The 21324-nt window shown below is 72.0% G+C and carries 18 protein-coding genes and 3 pseudogenes; 8 read left to right on the plus strand and 13 right to left on the minus strand.

Going from position 1 to position 21324, the window contains the following annotated elements; all coding sequences use genetic code 11:
- Positions 1–37: 37 nt before the first annotated feature.
- Both ACIA8D_RS06290 and ACIA8D_RS06295 read right to left on the minus strand, forming a co-directional pair.
- Positions 38–835: a hypothetical protein gene (locus ACIA8D_RS06290; protein WP_399229207.1), complete on the minus strand. Its 798-nt coding sequence runs from the start codon at positions 833–835 to the stop codon at positions 38–40.
- A 138-nt stretch (positions 836–973) separates the two neighbouring features.
- The gene (locus ACIA8D_RS06295) at positions 974–1720 is read right to left on the minus strand and encodes an IclR family transcriptional regulator (protein WP_399229208.1); all 747 of its coding nucleotides are present in this window, start codon (positions 1718–1720) and stop codon (positions 974–976) included.
- Between the two features lie 102 nt (positions 1721–1822).
- Here ACIA8D_RS06295 and ACIA8D_RS06300 point away from each other — a divergent pair, with 102 nt between their 5' ends.
- Positions 1823–2518 (plus strand): type 1 glutamine amidotransferase domain-containing protein, encoded by a 696-nt coding sequence (locus ACIA8D_RS06300; protein WP_399229210.1) that lies wholly within the window; start codon positions 1823–1825, stop codon positions 2516–2518.
- Positions 2519–2588: 70 nt separating this feature from the next.
- On the plus strand, positions 2589–3197 hold the full coding sequence (locus ACIA8D_RS06305; protein ID WP_399229212.1) for a histidine phosphatase family protein: 609 nt from the start codon (positions 2589–2591) through the stop codon (positions 3195–3197).
- A 24-nt stretch (positions 3198–3221) separates the two neighbouring features.
- Here ACIA8D_RS06305 and ACIA8D_RS06310 read toward each other — a convergent pair whose 3' ends face one another.
- The 3 genes from ACIA8D_RS06310 to ACIA8D_RS06320 all read right to left on the minus strand — a co-directional run bounded on the left by ACIA8D_RS06310 (position 3222) and on the right by ACIA8D_RS06320 (position 5774).
- Complete coding sequence (locus tag ACIA8D_RS06310; RefSeq protein WP_399229213.1) at positions 3222–4052, minus strand: aldo/keto reductase; 831 nt, start codon at positions 4050–4052, stop codon at positions 3222–3224.
- A 141-nt stretch (positions 4053–4193) separates the two neighbouring features.
- Positions 4194–4628: a LysE family translocator gene (locus ACIA8D_RS06315; RefSeq protein WP_399229214.1), complete on the minus strand. Its 435-nt coding sequence runs from the start codon at positions 4626–4628 to the stop codon at positions 4194–4196.
- A 42-nt stretch (positions 4629–4670) separates the two neighbouring features.
- Positions 4671–5774, minus strand: a complete 1104-nt coding sequence (locus ACIA8D_RS06320) for a pyridoxal-phosphate dependent enzyme (RefSeq protein ID WP_399229216.1) — start codon at positions 5772–5774, stop codon at positions 4671–4673.
- Between the two features lie 75 nt (positions 5775–5849).
- Here ACIA8D_RS06320 and ACIA8D_RS06325 point away from each other — a divergent pair.
- The 3 genes and pseudogenes from ACIA8D_RS06325 to ACIA8D_RS06335 all read left to right on the plus strand — a co-directional run.
- A pseudogene (locus ACIA8D_RS06325) lies at positions 5850–6238 on the plus strand (LysR family transcriptional regulator); the annotation flags it as partial.
- Between the two features lie 295 nt (positions 6239–6533).
- Positions 6534–8257 (plus strand): annotated as a pseudogene (locus tag ACIA8D_RS06330) (glycoside hydrolase domain-containing protein).
- Positions 8254–11415, plus strand: coding sequence for an alpha-N-acetylglucosaminidase TIM-barrel domain-containing protein (locus ACIA8D_RS06335; RefSeq protein ID WP_399229218.1), 3162 nt, complete (start codon positions 8254–8256; stop codon positions 11413–11415). Before ACIA8D_RS06330 ends, ACIA8D_RS06335 begins: the two are co-directional and overlap by 4 nt.
- A 58-nt stretch (positions 11416–11473) precedes the next feature.
- Here ACIA8D_RS06335 and ACIA8D_RS06340 read toward each other — a convergent pair whose 3' ends face one another.
- From ACIA8D_RS06340 to ACIA8D_RS06355, 4 genes are read right to left on the minus strand one after another with little or no spacing between them, the layout of a single operon-like run.
- A complete protein-coding gene (locus ACIA8D_RS06340; RefSeq protein ID WP_399229219.1) occupies positions 11474–12499 on the minus strand; it encodes an LLM class flavin-dependent oxidoreductase in 1026 nt (341 codons plus the stop codon).
- Entirely contained in the window at positions 12496–12834 is a 339-nt protein-coding gene (locus ACIA8D_RS06345; protein WP_399229221.1) for a TIGR04076 family protein, read from the minus strand. Before ACIA8D_RS06345 ends, ACIA8D_RS06340 begins: the two co-directional genes overlap by 4 nt.
- Entirely contained in the window at positions 12831–14357 is a 1527-nt protein-coding gene (locus ACIA8D_RS06350) for a sodium:solute symporter (protein WP_399229223.1), read from the minus strand. Before ACIA8D_RS06350 ends, ACIA8D_RS06345 begins: the two co-directional genes overlap by 4 nt.
- The gene (locus ACIA8D_RS06355) at positions 14354–14644 is read right to left on the minus strand and encodes a DUF3311 domain-containing protein (protein ID WP_399229225.1); all 291 of its coding nucleotides are present in this window, start codon (positions 14642–14644) and stop codon (positions 14354–14356) included. The genes ACIA8D_RS06350 and ACIA8D_RS06355 overlap by 4 nt, the downstream gene beginning before the upstream one ends.
- A gap of 160 nt (positions 14645–14804) precedes the next feature.
- On the opposite strand from ACIA8D_RS06355, the gene ACIA8D_RS06360 reads away from it, so the two are divergent.
- Complete coding sequence (locus ACIA8D_RS06360) at positions 14805–15341, plus strand: helix-turn-helix domain-containing protein (RefSeq protein ID WP_399229227.1); 537 nt, start codon at positions 14805–14807, stop codon at positions 15339–15341.
- Positions 15342–15363: 22 nt separating this feature from the next.
- Here the strand turns inward: ACIA8D_RS06360 and ACIA8D_RS06365 are convergent, their stop codons facing one another.
- The gene (locus tag ACIA8D_RS06365) at positions 15364–16293 is read right to left on the minus strand and encodes a GntP family permease (RefSeq protein WP_399229229.1); all 930 of its coding nucleotides are present in this window, start codon (positions 16291–16293) and stop codon (positions 15364–15366) included.
- On the opposite strand from ACIA8D_RS06365, the pseudogene ACIA8D_RS06370 reads away from it, so the two are divergent.
- Positions 16294–16944, plus strand: a pseudogene (locus ACIA8D_RS06370) (CocE/NonD family hydrolase); the annotation flags it as partial.
- A gap of 92 nt (positions 16945–17036) precedes the next feature.
- Here ACIA8D_RS06370 and ACIA8D_RS06375 read toward each other — a convergent pair.
- A complete protein-coding gene (locus ACIA8D_RS06375) occupies positions 17037–17618 on the minus strand; it encodes a TetR/AcrR family transcriptional regulator (RefSeq protein WP_399229232.1) in 582 nt (193 codons plus the stop codon).
- A 105-nt stretch (positions 17619–17723) separates the two neighbouring features.
- Here ACIA8D_RS06375 and ACIA8D_RS06380 point away from each other — a divergent pair, with 105 nt between their 5' ends.
- Complete coding sequence (locus ACIA8D_RS06380; RefSeq protein ID WP_399229234.1) at positions 17724–18605, plus strand: SDR family oxidoreductase; 882 nt, start codon at positions 17724–17726, stop codon at positions 18603–18605.
- Positions 18606–18626: 21 nt separating this feature from the next.
- On the opposite strand, the gene ACIA8D_RS06385 is transcribed toward ACIA8D_RS06380, so the two are convergent.
- Together ACIA8D_RS06385 and ACIA8D_RS06390 are read right to left on the minus strand one after the other, a co-directional pair.
- Positions 18627–19940 (minus strand): amidohydrolase, encoded by a 1314-nt coding sequence (locus ACIA8D_RS06385; RefSeq protein ID WP_399229235.1) that lies wholly within the window; start codon positions 19938–19940, stop codon positions 18627–18629.
- A 38-nt stretch (positions 19941–19978) separates the two neighbouring features.
- Complete coding sequence (locus ACIA8D_RS06390; RefSeq protein ID WP_399229237.1) at positions 19979–21244, minus strand: MFS transporter; 1266 nt, start codon at positions 21242–21244, stop codon at positions 19979–19981.
- Between the last annotated feature and the right edge of the window lie 80 nt (positions 21245–21324).

Consider the following 21324-nt stretch of genomic DNA (forward strand, 5'->3'; position numbering starts at 1 on the left):
CGGGACGGCGCCCCGGACCGGGGCGCCGTTCGGGCGGTCAGCCCAGTTTGGCCGTCTGCTTCTCGATGACATCGGCGGGCTGCTCGTAGGACTCGCCGCGGGTGACCGCAGCGATGTTGAACGACGAGAACCCGGCGAGCGTGCCACCGACGCGGACGACGGCGACCTTGGTGTCGGCCGGTGTGCCGTCCTGCTTCGTCCCGACGGTCCAGGCGACGGCGTCGTCACCGACCGCGAGCTTCTCGCTCGCCACTCGCGTGACCTGCTGCTTCTCTCCGTCCGCCGTCATGGAGAAGCCCGCGGCGCACTTCTTGCCGGCCGCGCGCAGCGCGTCGAGGGCGCGCTGCGCGCCGTCCCCTTCGTAGGACCAGAGGGAGGCCGTGGTCTTGGTGACGTCGAGCGAGTCGAGCGTCGCTTCCTTGGCCTCCTTCTCGGTCATGTTCGCGAGCTCGTCCATCGACGGCATGCCCTTCTTGGCCTTCGCGGACTCGTGCACGGCGAGCCGCTGCACGCTCGCCGCGGGTTCGGCCGCGGGCAGCGAGGAGAGGACCTGACCCACGGGGTCGCAGGCGGCCTTGCCGACGGAGACGCTTCCGGGCGCGAAGATCTCCTTCTCGCCCGGCTCGGTGATCTTCTGGCCCTGCACGTCCCCCTGGACGAGCACGCGCTTCTCCAACTGGGCGGCCGTGAGCGCCTTCACGGGGGCCGGCGAGGCACTCCCCTTCGCCTCCGCCTTCGCACCGCCCTCCTGCCCGGCGCCACAGGCGGTGACCACGAGGGTGCAGGTGGCGGCGGCTACGGCCAGGACCGCACGACGGGCGGCGACGGAACGCATGTGAACCTCTTTTCGGTACCGAGCCCCCGGGCCGGAAGCGACACGGGGTTCTCGGACACATGACCGCCAAGATCGTTTGAAGGTTGTACGACGGAGCGGGGAACTTTCGCTCACACCGACGGTGGGGCCCTCGCCGGGTCAGCGCGCCAGCGCTCTGCCGATCTCCCCCGCCGCGTCCGTGACCTGGGCCGCGAGGTCCGCCCGCGCGCGTCCGGCCTCGGTCAGGCGGTGGGTGGGGCCCGCGATGCTGATGGCACCGACGGTGCGGCCCGAGGTGTCGCGGAGCGGGGCGCCGATCGCGGCCCTGCCGTCCGCGTGCTCGTCGACGGCCGCGGCCCAGCCTCTGCGGCGTATCTCGTACAACTCGGCGGCCAGGGCGGCCCGTTCGGTGAGGCTGCGGTCCGTGAAGGCCGGCAGTTCCGCGGGGACGTCCAGATCGTGGTCGAAGGCGAGCAGGGTCTTGCCCACGGCCGAGGCGTGGAGCGGCAAGTGGGCGCCCATGCGCAGGACTTGGGTGCTGTCGTCGGGGCGGAAGACGTGGTGGACGACGAGGGCGCCGCGCTCGTGCGGCGTGGCGATCCAGACCGATTCGCCGCTGCGTGCGGCGAGGGTGTCGGCGCTGTGCAGGGAGCGGGCGCGCAGTTCGTTGGTGTCGAGGTCGCCGTTGCTCAGGTGGAGCAGCGAGGCGCCGATCCGGTACTTGCCGGTGGCCGGGTCCTGTGCCACCAGGCCCGCCGCGACCAGCGTGCCGAGGATGCCGTGCAGGGACTCCTTCGGCAGCCCCATCGCGCGGGCCAGTTCACTCACCCCGAACGGCCGGGGCCCGGACGCGAGCAGCCGAAGGACGAGTGCCGCCCGCTCCACCGACTGGATCCGCTCTGCCACGCGGGCACGGTAGCCCACCGTTGGTCGGCGGCGGCTCCCGGCCCTACCTTCGTAGACGTCAAGACATCACCGGACCGACGTTTCCGCGGAGATGAGCACCCCATGTCGAAGATCCTTTTCGTGCTGACCGGCGCCGACCACTGGACGCTGGCCGACGGCTCCCACCACCCCACGGGCTTCTGGGCCGAGGAGGCCATCGCCCCGTACGACGCGTTCAAGGCGGCGGGGCACGAGATCGTCGTGGCGACGCCGGGCGGCGTGGTCCCCACCGTCGACGCGGGCAGCCTCGCGCCCGAGTTCAACGACGGGCAGGAGAACGCCGCCCGGATGGCCGCGGCCGTGTCCTCGAACGACGAGCTGCGCTCCCCCATCAAGCTGGAGGAGGTGAACCTGGACGACTACGCCGCCGTCTTCTACCCCGGCGGTCACGGCCCGATGGAGGACCTCTCGGCGGACGCCGACTCCGGCAGGCTTCTCACCCGCGCCCTGGACTCCGGCAAGCCGCTCGGCGTCGTCTGCCACGCGCCCGCCGCGCTGCTCGCCGCCACGAAGGACGACGGCACCAACGCCTTCGCGGGCTACGACGTCGCCGCGTTCACCAACGTAGAGGAGGCCCAGGCCGGCTTCGCCGACAAGGCGCGCTGGCTGCTCCAGGACCGGCTCACCGAGGCGGGCGTGAACGTTCAGGTCGGTGAGCCGTGGGCGCCGCACGTGGTCGTCGACCGCAATCTGGTCACGGGACAGAACCCGGCCTCCGCCGCCCCGCTCGCGGCCGAGCTGCTGAAAAAGCTGCCCTGACCACCGATCTCCGCCGCGGATGTCACAGTGGACGCAAGCGTTCCGTTCGTCTCGTGGAGGTTCCCCCCGCATGCGTCTGCTGCTCATACGTCACGGTCAGACCCCGTCCAACCTGAAGCGCCTCCTGGACTCCGCGGCGCCGGGCCCCGGCCTGACGCCGCTCGGCCTGGAGCAGGCGGCGGCGCTGCCACGGACGCTGGCCGACGAGCGGATCGACGCCCTCTACGCCTCCACCCTCGTCCGCACGCAGCTCACGGCCGAGCCCCTGTCCCGGTCGACCGGCCTCGACGTCGTGATCCGCGACGGGATCCGGGAGATCGCGGCCGGTGACCTGGAGATGCGCGGCGACGACGAGTCCGCGCAGAAGTACCTCAACACCGCGTTCTCCTGGTCCTCCGGTGACACCGCGATCCGGATGCCCGGCGGTGAGACCGGCGAGGAGACGCTCGGCCGCTTCGATTCCGTGGTCTCCGAGGCGGCCGGGACCGGCGCGGACACCGTGGCCATGGTCAGCCACGGCGCCGTGATCCGTACGTGGGCGGCCGCGCGGGCGGGCAACGTCGACGTCGCCTTCGTCGCCGCCCGCCCGCTGCCCAACACGGGCATCGTCACCCTCACCGGCTCGCCGGAGCAGGGCTGGGAGCTGGAGCTGTGGGAGGGGCGGCCGCTCGGCCAGTGAGCCGCCCCTCCGGTCCCGGTCCCCTCAGGACCCGAGCACGGCCGGGTCCGGACCCACGCGCTCGCCGGTCTCCAGGCCGGCGAGCGCGGCCATGTCGTCCGCGGCCAGCTCGAAGTCGAAGACGGCGATGTTCTCGCGGATGCGGGACGGGGTCACCGACTTCGGGATGACGACGTTGCCGAGCTGGAGGTGCCAGCGCAGCACGATCTGCGCGGGGCTGCGGTCGTGCTTGTGGGCGAGCGCGGTGACGATCTCGTCGTCCAGGACGCCGTTGCCGCGGCCCAGCGGGGACCAGGCCTCCGTGGCGATGCCGTGCTGCGCGTCGTACGCGCGCAGCTCGCTCTGCTGAAGGCGCGGGTGCAGCTCGATCTGGTTGAGGGCCGGGACGACGGAGGTCTCGGCGGCGAGCCGGTCGAGGTGCTCGGGCAGGAAGTTGGACACCCCGATGGCGCGGGCCCGGCCACTGGCGAGGATCTCCTCGAACGCCTGCCACGTCTCGACGTACTTGTCGCGCGACGGCACGGGCCAGTGGATCAGGTACAGGTCGACGTAGTCCATGCCGAGCCGGTCGAGGGAGGCGTCGAAGGCGCGCAGCGCGGAGTCCCGGCCCTGTTCGGTGTTCCACAGCTTGGTCGTGACGAAGACGTCCTCGCGGGCCAGGCCGTAGTCGGCGATGGCGCGGCCGGTGCCCTTCTCGTTCTCGTACAGGGCCGCCGTGTCGATGCTGCGGTATCCGGCGTCCAGGGCGCTCGTGACCGCGGCGTGCGCCTCGTCGTCGGGGACCTGGAAGACGCCGAAGCCGAGCTGCGGCATGGTGACGCCGTTGTTGAGGGTGACCTCGGGAGTGGTGCTCATGACTCGTGTGTCCTTACGTGGTGACTCAAGTCCGGTGTGTCGCAAGACGTGCGTACGTCCCTGGAGGCGCATGCCCGTCCCTTGCAACGTACGTCTTCTCGGCCTGTGCGGTTCATGAGGGGTCACCCGGTACACGAGGGGTCACCCGGTTCCGGTCGCGACCGCGAGGCCGAAGCCGATCAACACGACGCCCGTGGTCCGCCCGATCGCACGGCGCACCCGCGGCCGCTGGAACACCGGCCCGGCCCGCGAAAGCAGCAGCGCGTACCCGGCGAGCCAGGCGACGGTCAGCGCGGCGCGGCACAGCACGAGGACGGTCATGTCCGTGGCCCGGGAGAGTTCCGGCGGTGCCAGCGTGGGGAGCAGTCCCGTGTACGATACGGCGATCTTCGGGTTGAGCGGATTGCACCCGAGCCCGGTCCGCCACGGGTGTCCCGCGCCGCTGGGCCGGGCCGTCGTCGGGGCGAGGCGCGCGGCGGGGCGGTGCTGCCACAGCGCCTGGCCGCCGAGGAACAGCAGATACCCGGCGCCGAGCAGCTTCACGACCAGGTAGGCGGTGCCGGACGCGGCGAACACCGGTCAGCAGGCCGAGGACACCGATCGCGGCGAGCAGGTGGGTCAGCATTCCGCGTCGCCGGAGGCGGGGTGCGGGTTCGCGGTGCTGCCCTCCGTGCTCAGCAGGACGACGACCGACGCGGGACCGAGCCCCAGCGCCGCGCGCCGTTCGGCGGCGCCGGGGCCGGTGAGTGCCGCGCGCAGGCCGGCCAGTGGCGCGGCGCCGCAGGGTCCCGAGGAGACACCGAGGTTCGCGAGGCGGGTGACCGCGCGGGCGCTGTCGGTGTCACGGACCGCGACCGCCGCGTCGAGGCCCGCCTCCAGGTACGGCCAGGCGAGCGTGGAGAGCGTGCCGCAGTTGAGGCCGGCCATGCTGGTGTCGGCCGTGGTGACGCTGGTGGGTTCGCCGCGGGTGAGGCTTTCGAAGACGCAGGCCGCGGACTCCGGCTCGACGGCGAGCAGCGCGGGCGCGTGCCCCGAGGGCCGGCTGCGGTAGTGGGTGACCACGGCCTGGGCCAGCGATCCGACGCCCACGGGCACCACGACGAGGTCCGGTTCCCGGGCGCCCAGTTGCTCGTCCACTTCGGCGCAGAGCGTGGAGTAGCCCTCGACGATCCACCCCGGGATCCGCTCGTAGCCGGGCCACGCGGTGTCCTGGACCAGGACCGCGCCGGGTGCCTCGGCCACCTCCGCGGCCCGGCGCACCGCCTCGTCGTACGTGCCCGGCACCTCGGTGACCTCCGCGCCTTCCGCGGCGATGGCCGCCACGGCCTCCGGGTGCACGCCCCGCGGAACGACCACCTGGGCGTGGTGTCCGAGCAGCCGGGCCGTGCGGGCGACGGCCCGGCCGTGGTTGCCGTCCGTGGCGGTCACGAGGGTGACCGGGCCGCGCGCTCCGGCGAGGGCGCGGTGGACGGCCCAGGACGCGCCGAGCGCCTTGAAGGCGGGCAGCCCCAGGCGGCTGGACTCGTCCTTGACGAGGACCCGTCCGACGCCCATCTCCTGTGCCAGTTCCGGGAGTTCCGTCAGCGGTGTCGGCACGTAGTCGGGCAGCGCGGTGTGGAATGCGCGTACGTCGGCGGGTACGGGGGCGCAGCGCCAGGCACGGGCGCCGGGCCGGGCGGTCCACGGCAGCGGGTCACGGGGGATGTCAGGATTCTCATTCACAGGGTCAGCGTGCAGCCCTCTTCTACAATCGGTCCAGCGAACGTTTTCGACTGGTACCCACGGCCGAACCGACCATTGCGCGGCACGCTGGCCGCCGTCGCCTCGGCCCTGTCCTACGCGCCGTCCTCCGTCTCGCAGCAGCTCTCGCAGTTGGAGGCGGAGGTCGGTGTCCCGCTCCTGGAGCCGGTGGGGCGGCGGGTGCGGCTGACGGAGCAGGCCGAGATCCTCGTGGCGCACACGGAGGCGGCGCTCGGGCTGCTCCGCGACCGTCAGCCGCATCTGCGCGTCCACGTCACGCAGTTGGAGCCGGAGAGCGCGCTCCCCGCGCGGCGGGCTTCGAGCCCGATGTGCGCTTCGAGACCACGGACCTGCTGCTCCACCTCCGCCTCGTCGAGCAGGGCCACGCCGCCGCGTTCCTTCCCGACCTGGTGTGGAGCGGCCGGTCCCTGACGGTGGCGCTGCGCGCGGCGTTGACACGTTGACGTTTCGTGCTCAAACATGGGGCGAATCAAGCACGCTCTTGCATAGTGGCAGCACTCAGTCCGGGTTCCATACGAACAAAGGACATGAAACGTGCGCATTTCGCTCCGAAGGCCGGGACGGCGCGGCACCCACCCAGCCTCGCTCGTCGCAGGCTTCGTCGCCGGGCTGCTCGTCGCCGCCGGCACCACCGTGTTCGCCACGAGCGGCGCGCCCGACGCCGCGCCCGACCCGCAGGACACGCCCTCCACTTGGCTCGGCGCGAAGGTCGCCGACGCGATGGGGACCAGGGACACGATCACCTGGGTGCCGACCGGGGCGTTCGCGCACTCCGCGGAGGTGCGGGTGCCGAGGTATCCGCAGAAGGCGATCCAGGGCAAGGACACCAAGGAGCTGAAACTGTCCGCGGTGCGCGGCGAGCAGGTGTCCGCTCAGCTCGCCATCGCCTCGGGCACACCGCTCAGCGGCGTATCGGCGCGCGTCGGTGAGCTGACCGGCCCCCAGGGCGTCCGGCTCGGCGGGGACCCGGCCCAGGTGCGCTTCGTGAAGTACGTGCCCGTGCAGCGGTCCAAGACGGAACAGGACTGGTCCGCCACCATCGACCAGGTGAGTTCGGCCACCGAGGTGTCCGGCGACCGCAATCCGGATGTCGTGGGGGACGCGCTGGAGGAGCGGCCGGCCGTCGACGTGCCCGCGTACGCCGCACAGCCGTTGTGGTTCACCTTCCGCATCCCCAAGGGGACTCCGGCCGGCACCTACCAGGGCACGGTCGCCGTCACCACGAACGGGAAGACCCACACCACGTACCCGCTGACCATCGAGGTCGCGGACGTCACCCTGCCCGACCCGGCCCACTACCGGTTCTTCCTGGACGTCTGGGCCCAGCCCGAGACCATCGCGCAGGCGCACCACGTCGCGCCCTGGTCGGCGCGGCACTGGAAGCTCATCGACACCTACAACCGGGACCTGGCGAGCCGCGGCCAGAAGGTCGTCAACACCACCGTCGTCGACAACCCCTGGCACCATCCGTGGGCCCTGGGCAGCAACAAGTCGCAGACGGCGACCCCGTACTCCAGCATGGTCCGCTGGAGCTGGGACGGCGAGCGGTTCCGCTTCGGCTTCGACCGCTGGGACAAGTACGTCGCCGCCGCCGAGCGCGCCGGGCTCGGCCCGGACATCGGCGCGTACTCCATGCTGGCCTTCCAGGACAAGGAACACCTGACGTATGTCGACACCCGCACCGGCAAGAACGTGTACGAGAACGTCGAGTTGGGCGGCAAGCGCTGGCGGCAGGCGTGGGGCGCCTTCTTGCGGGCGTTCGAGCGGCATCTGCGGGACACGGGCCGCCTCGACCACACTGGCTGTCCTTCGACGAGCGGCCCGTCGACACCATGACGGTCGTGCGGGACTTCGTGCACGAGGTGGCGCCCGCCTTCGACCGGCGCATCTCGGTCGCCGGCTCCATCAACACGGAGCCCCTCGCCTCGAACCTCGCCGTCGACTGGGGCGGCCTCGACAAGCTGACCCCGGAGAAGATCGCCGAGCGCCGCAAGGACGGCAAGATCAGCACGTTCTACGTGTACGGCAGCCCCGACCACCCCAACACCTTCTCGTACTCCCCCGCGGTCGAGGCCCGGATGCTGCCGTGGGTCGCGGCCCAGCGGCGGCTCGACGGAGTGCTGCGCTGGTCGTGGAACAGCTGGACCTCCGACCCCTTCGCGCAGCCGGTGCACATCTTCACCCAGGGGGACGAATATCTCGTCTATCCGGGGAAGGACGGTCCGATGTCGAGCATCCGGTGGGAACAACTCAAGGAGGGCATCGAGGACTTCGAGCTGATAGCGCAGCTGCGCGACAAGCTCACGGACGCCGGGCGCGGCGACGACAGCGACGCACTGAAGGCCGCCCTCGACCTCGCCACCAGGAACCTCGACGGCCGCACCAAGGACGTCACCGACATCGAGAAGGCCAGAGCGGCCGTCATTCGGGAGTTGACCTCGTGACCGGATCCACCCCGCAGCACCCGGACCGTCCCCGCCTGAGTCGCAGACGCCTGCTGTCCAGCACGGCGCTCGTGCTGGGTGTCACGGCCGCCCTGCCCGCGCCGGGCACGGCCGCGTTCGGGGTCACCGGCGGCGGTGAGGGCTTCGACACCGGGCCCGCCGACGCGGCGCTGCGCCGGCTGCTTCCCCGCCACCACGACCAGGTCACCTTCCGCCCCGCAAAAGGCGGGGGCGCGGCCGACCGGTACCGGATCTCCGGCACGCGCGGACACATCGTCGTCGAGGGCTCGACCTCGGCCACACTCCTCGCCGGCCTGCACCGCTATCTGCGCGATGTGGCCCACGCGTCCATCACCTGGAACGGTGAGCAACTGAACCTGCCGACCCAACTAGCCGCACCTTCGGCAGAGTTGACGGCGTCGGCGAACGTCTCCCACCGGTTCGCCCTCAACGACACCAACGACGGCTACACCGGCCCGTACCGCGACTGGGACGCCTGGCAGCGGGAGCTGGACGTGCTCGCGCTGCACGGCTTCAACGAGGTCCTGGTGACGACCGGCGTGGAGGCCGCCCATTTCGACACGTTCCGCCGGTTCGGGTACTCCGAGGCCGAGCTGCTGGCCTGGATCCCCGCTCCGGCGCACCAGCCGTGGTGGCTGCTGCAGAACATGTCGGGTTTCGGCGGCCCGATCAGCCGCCGCCTCCTTGAGCGGCGGGCCGACCTCGGGCGCAAAATCGCCGACCGGGTAAGGGAGTTGGGCATGAAGCCGGTGCTCCCGGGCTGGTTCGGCACCGTGCCCGACCACTTCCCCGAGCGGGTCGACGGGGCGAAGGTCGTGCCGCAGGGCACCTGGAGCGGGTTCCAGCGCCCCGACTGGCTCGACCCGCGCACCAAGGCGTTCACCGAGGTGGGCGCCGAGTTCTACACCCGGCTCGACGCACGGCTCGGCGGCACCTCCATGTACAAGATGGACCTGCTGCACGAGGGCGGCCGGCCGGGCGACGTGCCGGTCGGCGAGGCCGCGCGCGCCGTCGAGACCGCCCTGCGCACGGCCCACCCCGGCGCCGTGTGGGCGATCCTCGGCTGGCAGACCAATCCGCGCCGCGAGATCCTCGACGCCGTCGACCGCGACCGGATGCTGATCGTCGACGGCCTCTCCGACCGCTACGCCACGGTGACCGACCGGGAGAGCGACTGGGGCGGCACCCCGTACGCGTACGGCAGCATCTGGAACTTCGGCGGGCACACGGCGCTCGGCGCCAACACCCCTGACTGGGTGGAGAGTTATCCGCACTGGCGGGACAAGGACGGCAGCAGGCTGTCCGGGATCGCCGCGATGCCGGAGGGGGCCGACAACAACCCCGCGGCGCTCGCGCTGCTCGGGGACCTCGCGTGGACGGCGGGCGACGTCGACCTCGACGACTGGTTCGGGCGGTGGGCGGCGGCCCGGTACGGCGGCGCCGACCGGCACGCGGCCGCCGCCTGGCGGGTGCTGCGCGGGACGGCGTACGGGATGCGCCGCACCGACTCCTGGAGCGAGGCGCCCGACGGCCTCTTCGGGGCCAGGCCCGGGCTGAACGTGAAGTCGGCCGCCGCGTGGAGTCCGCAGTCCGAGCGCTACGACACCGCGGCGTTCGACCGCGCACTCACGGAACTCCTCGCCGTCGCCCCGAAGTTGCGCGACAGCGCCGCCTACCGGCACGACCTGCTCGACGTCGCCCGGCAGGCCCTCGCCAACCGCAGCCGGGTGCTGCTGCCGCAGATCAGAGCGGCGTACGAGGTCCAGGACGCGACGCTGTTCGAGCAGCTCACGCGGACATGGCTCGACTGGATGAAGCTCCTCGACGACGCACTCGCCACCTCGGAGCAGCACTTGCTGGGCCGGTGGCTCGCCGAGGCCCGCTCCTGGGGAGCCGATCGCGCGGAACGGGACCTCCTGGAGCACGACGCCCGGTCGATCCTGACGACCTGGGGAGCCCGGGACGGCAGCGACGCGGGACTGCGCGACTACGCCAACCGGGAGTGGTCGGGTCTGGTCTCGGGCCTCTATCTGCCGCGCTGGCGCCGGTACTTCGCCGAACTGTCCCAGGCACTCGCCGAGAACCGCGAGCCCGCCGGGATCGACTGGTTCGCGATCGACGACGAGTGGGCGCACGGGCACGAAACATATCCGCGCCGCCCCTCGGGGTCGACCGAACGACTCGCGCGCCGGATCCACGACACCCTCGCGGGCGCCGCGCACCAGGCCACGCTGACCGCCTCCGTCACGCACGCCACCGTCTCCGCGGACGAACCAGCCTCCCTTGAGGTCACGTTCGCCAACCGCAACGGCCTCGCGCCCGCACGCGACGTCACCCTCTCCCTCGACCTGCCCGACGGCCTTACGGCCCGCGCGGAAGGGCCGGTCGAGGCGGCAGAGGTGGCTCCCGGCGAGAAGTTCACCGTCCGCTTCACGGTGTCGCTGACGGGAGCGGTGTCCCGGCTCGTGCTCCAGGTGCGCGCCGACGCCGCGTACCGGATGGGCACGGCGCGCGGCGCGGCGGTCGACGCGGTCCGCCTGCTGGCGGGTACCGGCGTCGAAGCGCCTTACCGGACGGCGTCCTTCAACGACGCGGTGTTCGGACAGTCCGGCGAGTCCTTCGCCATCGAGGGCGGCGGCTCCGATCTGTGGGGCGGTACGGACGAGTTCGGCGCGATCTATCGTCCGGGCGCCCTGACCGACGGGGCCTCGGCCTCGGTCCGGGTCGCCTCCCAGGACCGCACCGGCGGCTGGGCACGCGCGGGCCTGATCGTACGCAACGACCTGACTGCGAAGGAGAGTTCCGGCTACGTCAACCTCGCGGTCACACCGTCCAACGGATGCGCACTGTCCTGGGACGCCGACGGCAACGGCCACCTCGACTCCGTCACGACGGCGGGCGGCGCGGTGTCGGCGCCGGTGCGCCTGCGGCTGACCCGTCAAGGGGCCACATACAAAGGCGAGTTCAGCACGGACGGCACGACGTGGAGGACGGTCGGCACGGCGTCCCCTGCGGGGAGTGCGGCGGGCGGGCAGGACGTGGGCGCGTTCATGAGCGCGGTGAACGGTGGCGGCGGCGAGCGGGGAATCGCGACGTTCGACGCACTACGGACCACATCAAGCCCCTCCGGCGATTGAGGGAGCGGGGCCCGGGGCAGCGCCCCGCGACCTCGACCCCGTCCGCCGGTACGATCCGTCAGCGCTCCAAGAGCGGCAACACCCGGGCACCCAACAGGTCGACGCCCGCGTCATCCGTGAGGCCGTGAGGCGTCCCGAACTCCACGCGGGACGCACCCGCGTCGATGAGCGACTGCGCCTGCGCCGCGACCTGTTCGGGCGTGCCGGAGAAGGCGAACAGGTCGAGGAGCTCGTCGGGGATCAGCTTCCCGGCCCCGACGGAGTCGCCCCGGGCCAGCCGCTCCTTGACGCCCGCGAGGAGTTCGGCGGGCACGTCGACGGTCGGGTCGAGCCCGGCCACGACCGCGAGGTACATCGCGACCTCGGTACGGGCGTGGGCCCGCGCCCGCGCCCCGTCCTCGTCGACGACCGTCACAGCGCCGACCACGATGCCCACATGGTCCGCGGGTTCGGCCCCGGGCCCGCCCGCGATCCGGCGGCGCATCACGTCGACCATGGCGGGGTTCGCCGAACCGCCGATCTTGATCTCGCCCGCGATACGTCCGGCGAGGGCCGCCGTGCGCGCGCCCCAGGTGCCGATCAGGACGGGAACGTCGGGGCGCTCCGGCCGGTAGCGCAGCCGCGTTCCCGGGGCCAGCCGGAACACGTCTCCCTCGTACCCGTCCGCCGAGCCGGAGAGCAGAGTGCGGATCAGCCCCACCGCGTCCCGGATGTGCGCCAGCGGACGCGGCTGGCCGATGCCGACGTCGCCGAGCCACGTACCGCGGGCCAGGCCCAGGTAGGCGCGCCCGGAGGAGGCGAGATCGAGGGCGGCGACCTGGCCGGCGATCTCGTACGGATGCATCGAGTACGGGTTCCAGCAGGCGGCGCCGAGCCGTACGCGGTGTGTCGCGCGGGCCATCTCCAGAAGCGGGAAGAGCGGCGGCTGGTACATGAGGTCGCCGAAGACGGAGAGCACGTCGAAGCCGTGTTCCTCGGCGCGGGCGGCGAGACGGGCGTAGTCCTCGGGGTGCTTGTCGCTCTGCAGGCCGAGCCCGATCTCGACCCTCTTGCGGTCCGTGGCCGGGTGGGGCGCGTCCGTCACGTCAGGTCCTCCGTGTTCAGGCGGCACCGCGCCGTGCGGTCGATGCGCATGATCAGTCGTTCTTCCGGGTCGGGGCAGCACACGAGCGTGTCCCGTTCGAGCCAGTCGCCCGCGGGCAGCGCGCGCTGTTTGGCCGGCAGGAGCGGGAGCACCGCCTGCAACGCGTAGACGCAGAAGTGGCGTCCTTCGGGGATGCGCAGGCGGGCGCTGTCGACGAGTTCGAAGTAGTCGCCGACTTCCATGCCGCACACGGAGCGGCCCTCGATGCTGTCGACGCTGACCCTCAGGTCGTACAGCTCGGTGACCAGTTCCTCTTCCTCGGCGTTCCCGCTCATGCGGCTCCCGTCCTCATGCTGTGTGCCGCCGGTTCACAGTCCGCCGCCGAGAGCCCAAGGCCCACCCGTACGGCCTGCTCCTTCGGTTGCGGCGTGATCAGGCTGACGGCCAGGACCACGACCGCGTTGACGGCCATGGCGATGAGGCCCGGTTCCCATTCGGGCAGGTGGGCGGCCCAGTAGTCCTTGGCGAAGGGCGCGAGCAGCGCGGTGAACCCGGCGACGAGGCCGAGCAGCACGCCGATCGCGGACGTGCGGCGCCACAGGAAGGCGAGGACGACGGCCGGGGCGAGCATGCCGATGGCCGAGTAGGCGTTGAGCAGGATGTCTACGAGCGACTGACTGCGGCCGATGGTCAGCCACACGGCGACCGCAGCGAAGCCGATCATCGAAAGCCGGGAGACGAACAGCGTGGTGCGGTCGGACAGGCCGCGGCGTGCCACGGGGCCGACCACATTGCGCGCGAACAGGACGCCGGATGTCAGCAGCAGCACGGAGCCGGGGGCGAGCGCGAGCAGGAAGCCGGTGCCGGCGACGAGGCCGACCATCCAGGCCGGGTAGCTGTCCGAAACGAACTGCAGCAGCGCCGCGTTGAGGCCGCCGCCCGCCGGTTTCGTCCCCGCCACGAGGGCCGCGAAGCCGAGCAGGATCACGAAGAAGTACGCGAGGGAATACAGCGGCTGCCAGATGGCGTTGCGGCGGATCGCGGTGCTGGAGGCGGCCGAGTAGGAGACCTGGAACAGGTGCGGGAACACCCAGTTACCGAGGGCCACGTTGAGCGCGGAGGTCATCAGCCACGTCGAGGTGGTCGGGGACGCGGGGTCGATGCCGGGGAACTTCCCGATACCCGGGTGGTGTTCCTCGGCAAGGCGGAAGACGTCGAAGAGCGAGGAGGCCCCGACCTTGCCCGCCACGGTGACCGTGAGGAGCATGACGACCACGACCATCAGGACGTCCTTGACGCCCGCGGAGAACGCGGCCGAGCGCAGCCCGGCGAGGAAGACGAAGGCCAGCATCACCAGCGCCCCGATGACGACGGCCGCGTCGGACGACACCGAACCGCCCAGCGTGAGCCGGACGATGAGGCTGAGGCTGACCAACTGGATCTGTACGTAGACGACGAGGGCGGCGATGCCGACGAGCGCGGTGACGACGCCCAGCCAGGGCGCGCCGAAGCGGGCGGCGAAGAAGTCGGCCTGCGTGATCAGCGCGTGTTTGCGGCCGGCCCGCCAGATCTTCGGCATGAGCCAGTAGCCGAGGGCGTAGCTCAACGAGACCGAAGTGAAGGCGAGGTAGGCGGGGGCGCCCATCGCCCAGGCGTAGCCGGAGATACCGAGGACCGCGAAGGTCGTGTAGACCTCGCCGGCGTTCATGAACCAGAACAGGACGGTGCCGAAGCGGCGTCCGCCGACGGCCCAGCCCGACAGGGTGGTGGCCGGGGCGCCGCTGCTCGCGCGGCGGCCGAAGCCGATCGCGCCGACGACGGTGCCCACGACGATCGCGAGGACGAGTGCGAGTGTCACGAAACCTCACCCTCGGCCTTCGCGCTGTCGCCCCGCGCCGGTTCGGTGAGTTCGAGGAATCGGGCCTCCTCCGCGTCCACGCCCGCCCTGCGGTCGAGGCGGAAGACGAGGGCGATGACGGCGGTCGACGCGAGGACACCGAGCATCTGCCAGAGCATCGGGAACGGGATGTTCAGCGGCGCGACCCGTACGTCGTTGACCACGGGCACGAGCGCGACCTGCCAGACGAACGGGAGGACGAGCAGCCAGCGGTGGGCCGTGGCGGGCCTCGGTACCGTCGATGCCATCGCATCCCCTACAAGTCGGCTCGGATCGGATCGCGTTCGGGCGTCTCCCACGTGCAGTGTGACTGCACATGGGGGGCGATCCGAGACGCTAAACTCCGACATCGCAATCGTCAAAGCGCGTTCACAGAACGAGATGTGCACTCAGTCTGTACGGAGGATCATGATCGGCACTCGCCTGCGGGCGCTGCGCACGGAGCGGGGCATGAGCCTGCGTGCCCTGGCCCAACAGGCCGGCCTCTCGGCGACGCTCCTGAGCCAGGTCGAACGGGGCGTCACGGAGCCGAGCCTGGCCACCCTGCGGCGGCTCGCGGACGTGTTCGGCGCCTCGGTGGTCGCCCTGTTCGACGAGGAGGACGCCCCGGCGGTCCACATCAGCCGGCCCGGCGAGCGCTCCACCATCAGCGGCCCGCGCGGCCTCGTCCAGTACGAGCGCCTGGCCGGGAGCAACGGGCGCCTGGAGGTGCTCCGCGCGATCCTCCCGCCCGGCGCGGCCACGAGCGACGAGCCGTGGGCGCACCCCTCCACGGAGTGCGCCTACGTCATCGACGGCACGCTCACCGTGGAGATCGGGGGCGTCACCCACGAGGTGACCGCGCAGGAGTCCATCACCTTCGACGCCCGCCAGCCGCACCTGTACCGCGGTGCGGGGGACGGTCCGGTGGAGTACATCGTGTCGGTCACTCCGCCGTCGCCGTAGGCGGGATGTGGGGCGGGTGAGCTCAGAGGAACACCGCCACCGTCAGGATGATCGGCAGCGAGATCAGCGAGGCAAGTGTCATCGGGACGGTGTGGGTCTTGATGGTGCCCCGCGTGGAGAAGCCGAGCAGGGACTGGAACATCCAGAAGAAGTTGCTCGACACGTGGGGCACGAAGAGGGCGCCCGAGCCGGCCGCCAGCGCCACCAGGGCCAGCGGGGTGTCCAAGTGGCCCGCGATGGGGGCGAGGATGCCCGCGGCGGTGATGCCCGCAACGGAAATGGAGCCGAGCGCGATGTGCAGCACGGCGGCCATGATCCAGACCAGCAGCAGCGGCGGGAGGATGCCGGAGGCGAAGAGGTCGCCGAGCGTCCTGCCCATGCCGGAGCGCTCGATGACGGCTCCCAGCGAACCGCTGATGCCACTGAGCACCAGGATGGAACCGCACTGCGCCAGGGACTTCCCGATGACGTCTCCGATCTCGTCCCTGGACCGGACGCGGCGCGCCAAGACGTAGGCCACGGTGGTGCCGAGGAGGAGCGCGACCACCGGGTCGGTCAGGAATCCGATGGGCGCCGCGTCCAGGGAGAGGCCGTCGGCGAGTGCACCGCCCGCGATGAGGACGAGGACGAGCAGGACCGGGGCGACGGCGAGAGCGAGGGGCAGTGGGCGGGACTCTCGCGTCCGAGTCTGTGACAGTTCGGCGGGGGCGTCGGTGACGGTTCCAACGGCACTGGTTCCGCTGGGCGTTGGGGCGGCGGACAGCGCGGGGCCGGCGCTCCGCGCGGCGGGAACGGAGGCGGACGCGCCGGACTCCCCGCGCACTTCCCCCGCCTCGCCGTCCACGATCTCGTCGCTCGCCGGGTCCCACTTCATCCAGCGCAGGACGACCGAGAAGACGAGCACGGTCAGCAGCGCCGTCGGCAGCGCGACGACGAGGCCGAGCAGGAACATCTGTGGCGCACGGACACCGCCTGGCCGCCGTCCGGAACCCGGCCGGTGTCCCTGTACCTGCACACCGACGGTCGCCTCTCCCCCACCTCGCCGACCGAGCCCGAGGCATCGGTGGCGTACGACTTCGACCCGCGGAACCCGGTGCCCACCATGGGCGGGCAGGTGACATCCGGAGAGCCGGTCATGACGGGCGGCGCGTACGACCAGAACGCGCCGGACGCCCGCACGTTCGGTGCCGCTGAGCCCTATCTGCCGCTCGACGCCCGCGCCGATGTCATCAGCGTCCTCACAGCGCCCCTGGAACGGGAGGTGGTGGTCGCGGGCCCGGTCTCCGTGAAGCTGTACGTGTCGTCCTCCGCGCCCGACACCGACTTCACCATCAAGCTCATCGACCAGTACCCGCCCAATCCCGACCATCCGCATGGTTTCGCCATGAACCTCACCGACGGAATCTTCCGCTGCCGCTTCCACCGCTCCTTCGAGCGGCCCGAACCGCTGGTCCCCGGTGAGGTGTACGAGATCGAGGTGACGGTACCCGACACGGCGAACCGATTCGCGGCCGGCCATCGCATCCGGCTGGACGTCTCCTCCAGCAACTTCCCCCGCTTCGACGTCAACACCAACACCGGCGAACCGGAGGCGGCCGCGCGGCGCAGCGCGATCGCCGTCAACCGGGTGCACATGGACACCGTGCGGCCGTCGGCGCTGCGGGTGTGGGTCGAGGGCGGGGCGGATCAACCGGGCTATCGAAGCTCCGTCGCCGCCCCGCGCAATTCTTCGAGCGCGGCCAGGACCAACGGGGCCAGTTCTCCGGGGGACTCGTCGCGGGCGGGGGCGACCCACTCGGTGAAGCCGAGTTTGAAGGCGAGGACGCCGAGTTCCGCGGCGACCTGGGCCGTGGGTTCCGGGACGTCGCGGTGGCGCAGTGCTTCGACCATGGCGGCGGCCATGCCGATGCTCTTCAGGGCGTTGCGCTCCTGAAGTTCCTCGTTCGCCTCGATGGCCGCCTGCAGCAGCGGGCTCAGCTCGCGGTTGAAGGAGGTCATCTCGCCCGAGGCGCGCTCGAGGCCCGCCGCGACGGCCGCGACCGGTGTCGCGTCGTCGGGGGCCCCGGCGATGCCCTCGACCAGCAGACGGCTCAGGGTCTTCTGGCCCGCGGTGAGGATCTCCCGCTTGTCGGCGAAGTGCCGGTGGAAGGTGCTGCGGGTGAGGCCCGCGCGCTCGGCGATCTGGGCCACCGTCGTGTCGTCGTAGCCCTGCTCCGCGAACAGGCTCAGCGCCGCCACGACCAGGCGCTGCCGGGCATCCGGCTTCCATCTCGGCATACGGCCATCCTAAGTGATGCGACACATGTCGCATCAGTGGGTGTAGCGTGGTCGGTGATGCGACACATGTCGCATCACTCATTCCTTCGCACCTTGGAGTCCGCCATGCGCGTCTTCATCACCGGTGGCACGGGCCTGATCGGCTCGGCCGTCGTCGCCGAACTGCTCGCGGCGGGTCACGCGGTCACCGCCCTCGCCCGCTCCGACGCCTCCGCCGAGAAGGCCGCGGCCGTCGGCGCGGACGTGGTCCGTGGCGGGCTGACCGATCTCGACGTGCTGCGCACCACGGCGCAGCAGGCCGACGGCGTCGTCCATCTCGCCTTCAGCAACGACTTCAGCTCGCCGGAGGCGCTCGCGCGGTCGGTGGCCGAGGAGGGCGCCGCACTGGCGGCGCTCGGTGATTCCCTCGTCGGCAGCGACCGGCCGCTCGTCACCGTGTCCGGTACGCCCCATGCGGCGGGGCGGGCCTCGACCGAGGAGGATCCGCTGCCCACGGACGGGCCGGTCGGCGGGCGCAGCGTGTCGGTCGAGCGTGCCCTCGGCCTCGCCTCGCACGGCGTGCGCAGCTCGGCGATCCGGCTGCCGCGCACGGTGCACATCGAGGGCGACGGCGGGTTCGCCGGGCTGCTCACGCAGATCGCCCGGCAGTCCGGCGTCGCCGGCTACCCGGGCGACGGCACGCAGCGCTGGCCCGCCGTCCACGCGCTCGACGCCGCCGTCCTGTTCCGGCTCGCCCTGGAGAAGGCACCGGCGGGGACCGCGTGGCACGCCGTCGCCGACGAGGGCGATGCGGTACGGGACATCACGGCGGTCATCGGGCGGCGTCTCGGCGTTCCGTCCGCGTCCGTCCCGGAGGAGAGCTTCGGGCCGCTCGGGCCGATCTTCGCGACCGACCAGCCGTCGAGCAGCGCGCACACCCGCGCCGCTCTCGGCTGGCAGCCGACCCACCCGGGCCTGCTCGAGGACCTGGAGAAGATCCGGCCCTGAGACATCGGGGCGGCGGTGCGGTCAGGCCGCCGGACCGTTGAACTCCGCCGCCACCGCGCGCAGTCCGCGCACCCCGCACTCGATGACCGGCTCCGTCTGCGGGGCGAAGCGCGGTGAGTGGTTGCCGGGGATGCCCGGGCGCGGCTGCGTCGGGTCCTCGCCCTCGTACAGCTTGGGGTCGAAGCTGCCCCACATCCAGAACACCGACGGGCAGTCGAGGGTCGTGCCGAAGACGCCGAAGTCCTCGCTGCCGGAGAGCGGGCGCGCCATGTGCTGGACGCCCTCCTCGCCGTAGACGGAGAGCAGGGCGGTGCGGGCGCGCTCGGCGGCGTCGTCGTCGTTGACGGTGAGCGGGAAGGCGTTGAGCGGCTCGATCTCCGGCTCGCGCGGGGCGCCTGCGGTCTGTGCCTCGCCGCGCACGATCCGCTCGATGGCGGCGAGGACGCGCTCGCGGACCTTGGGGTCGAAGGTCCGGACGTTGATCTTCAGCTCGGCGGTGTCCGGGATGATGTTCTCCTTGTGGCCGGCCCGGAACGAGCCGACCGTCACCACCGCCGCGTCCTGCGCCGCGATCTCCCGGGAGACGATCGTCTGAAGCCGGGTCACGACCTGGGCGCCGAGGACGATCGGGTCGACCGTCAGCTCGGGCTGCGAGCCGTGGCCCCCGGCCCCGTACAGGCGGATGCGGAAGCTGTCCGCGGCCGCCATGGTCGTGCCGGGGCGCAGCGCCACCGTGCCGGTGGGCAGCGGGCTGACGTGCTGGCCGAGGCAGACGTCCGGGCGCGGGAAGCGGTCCGCGAAGCCGTCGTCGACCATGGCGCGGGCGCCCGCCGCGATCTCCTCGCCGGGCTGGAAGACGGCGAGCAGTGTGCCACGCCAGGACGTACGGTCCGCCGCGTACAGGGCGGCCGCGCCGAGCAGCGCGGTGACGTGGTGGTCGTGGCCGCATCCGTGCATCACCGGGACCTCGTGGCCGTCGGGACCCGTCGCGGTGTCGGTCGAGGCGTAGGGCAGGCCCGTGTCCTCGGCCAGCGGGAGCCCGTCGGTGTCGGCGCGGAGCAGGACCGTGGGGCCCTCGCCGTTGGTGAGTACGCCGACGACGCCGGTGCTGCCGACGCGCTCCGTGACCTCCCAGCCCTGGGCGCGCAGCACGGTCGCGATGATCTCGGCGGTGCGGGTCTCGTGCATCGACAGCTCGGGGTGGGCGTGCAGGTCCCGGTAGAGCTCGTCCAGGGCGGGCAGCAGCCGCGCGAGCCCCTCGTCGGCGGGGGTGCCGGCGGGCAGCGTGAGCCGGGCGGGGTCGACCGGACAGGCGGGAGGCGTGGAGGTGGTCATGCGGCAAAGCTCCTTCGCTGAGTACGTGGGGCGAGTGGTCAGTTCCGGACGGCCGGGCCGAGCCGGGTGCGCAGGGTCTCGGAGGTCTGCGGGCTGAGCAGTGCGAGCACCGCGGTGAGCGCCGCCCCGAGGGCGAGGACGGCGAAGGCGACGGTGAACGAGTAGGTGTCCGCGAGATATCCCATCAGCATCGGCACCAGGATGCCCGCGGACTGGCCGCCGAAGTTGATCATTCCGGAGGCCGCGCCGCTCAGCCGCGTCGACAGCGTCCGCAGCGGCACCGCGAAGATCGGCGTGAAGCAGAACGTGCAGGCGGCGAAGGCGACGCACAGCAGCGTCTCGAACGCGACCAGGCTCCCGGCCTGCGTCATCGCCAGCACCGCCGCGCCGGCGACGGTCATGGACGGCGCGACAAGGAGCGCCGGGCGGCCCTTCAGCTTGTCCGCGCACCAGCCGCTCAGGATCATCGCCAGGCCGCCGAACAGTGCGGGCAGCGCGGTGAGCAGGCCCGAGCTCTCCAGCGAGAGCCCGCGCTCGGTCTGGAGGTACGAGGGCACCCAGGAGTTGAGGCCCCAGGCCAGCATGCCGTAGCCGAACAGCATCCCCACGTACAGCCACATGGCCGGGGTGGCGAGCAGCGCGCGCGTTCCACCGCCGCCCTCCGCGGGCTCCGTGCGGGCCGCCGGCCGGGCCGGCGGCAGCAGGAGCTGTACGAGGACGAAGGTCGCGACGCCGAGTCCCGCGACGGCGTAGAACGACATGCGCCAGCCCCACAGGGCGATGACGGGGCCCGCGATCAGCGGTGCGACGACCGCGCCGAAGGAGTTGGACGAGGAGATCCAGCCGCTCGCCGTCATCCGCTCGCGGGGCCCGGTGCGTTCGGCGACGGCTTTCATCGCGGCGGCCGGGAAGATGCCCTGTCCCGCGCCGAACAGCACCCGGATCACGACGAGCGCGGCGAACGACCAGGCGGTCCCGGTGAGGGCGGTGAACACGGACCAGATGAGCATCGCCCACAGCAGGATCCGCTTGGAACCGAACCGGTCGGCGAGCAGGCCGCCGGGTATCTGGCAGGCCGCGTAGGCCAGGAAGAACGCGGAGAGGACCATGCCCTGCTGGGTGCGGTCGATGCCGAACTCGGTGCCGATGTGCGGCAGGGCGAGGTTGATGACGAGCCGGTCGATGTAGTCGACGATCCAGGCCAGGAACAGCAGGCCCACGGTCGTCTTCGCGGCCCGGTCGAGCCGGACCCGGCCCTCGGCGGGCGCGGCGGGCGCGTCGGTTGGTGTGTCGGTGGCGCTCACGGCGGCTCCACGGTGTGTGTCGCGAGTGGGGCCCGATCCAGCCGACGGGCCCCAGGGGTGGGCGCGCACGCCTGGGCCCT

The organism is Streptomyces sp. NPDC051684, from assembly GCF_044453445.1.
GTDB lineage: Bacteria > Actinomycetota > Actinomycetes > Streptomycetales > Streptomycetaceae > Streptomyces.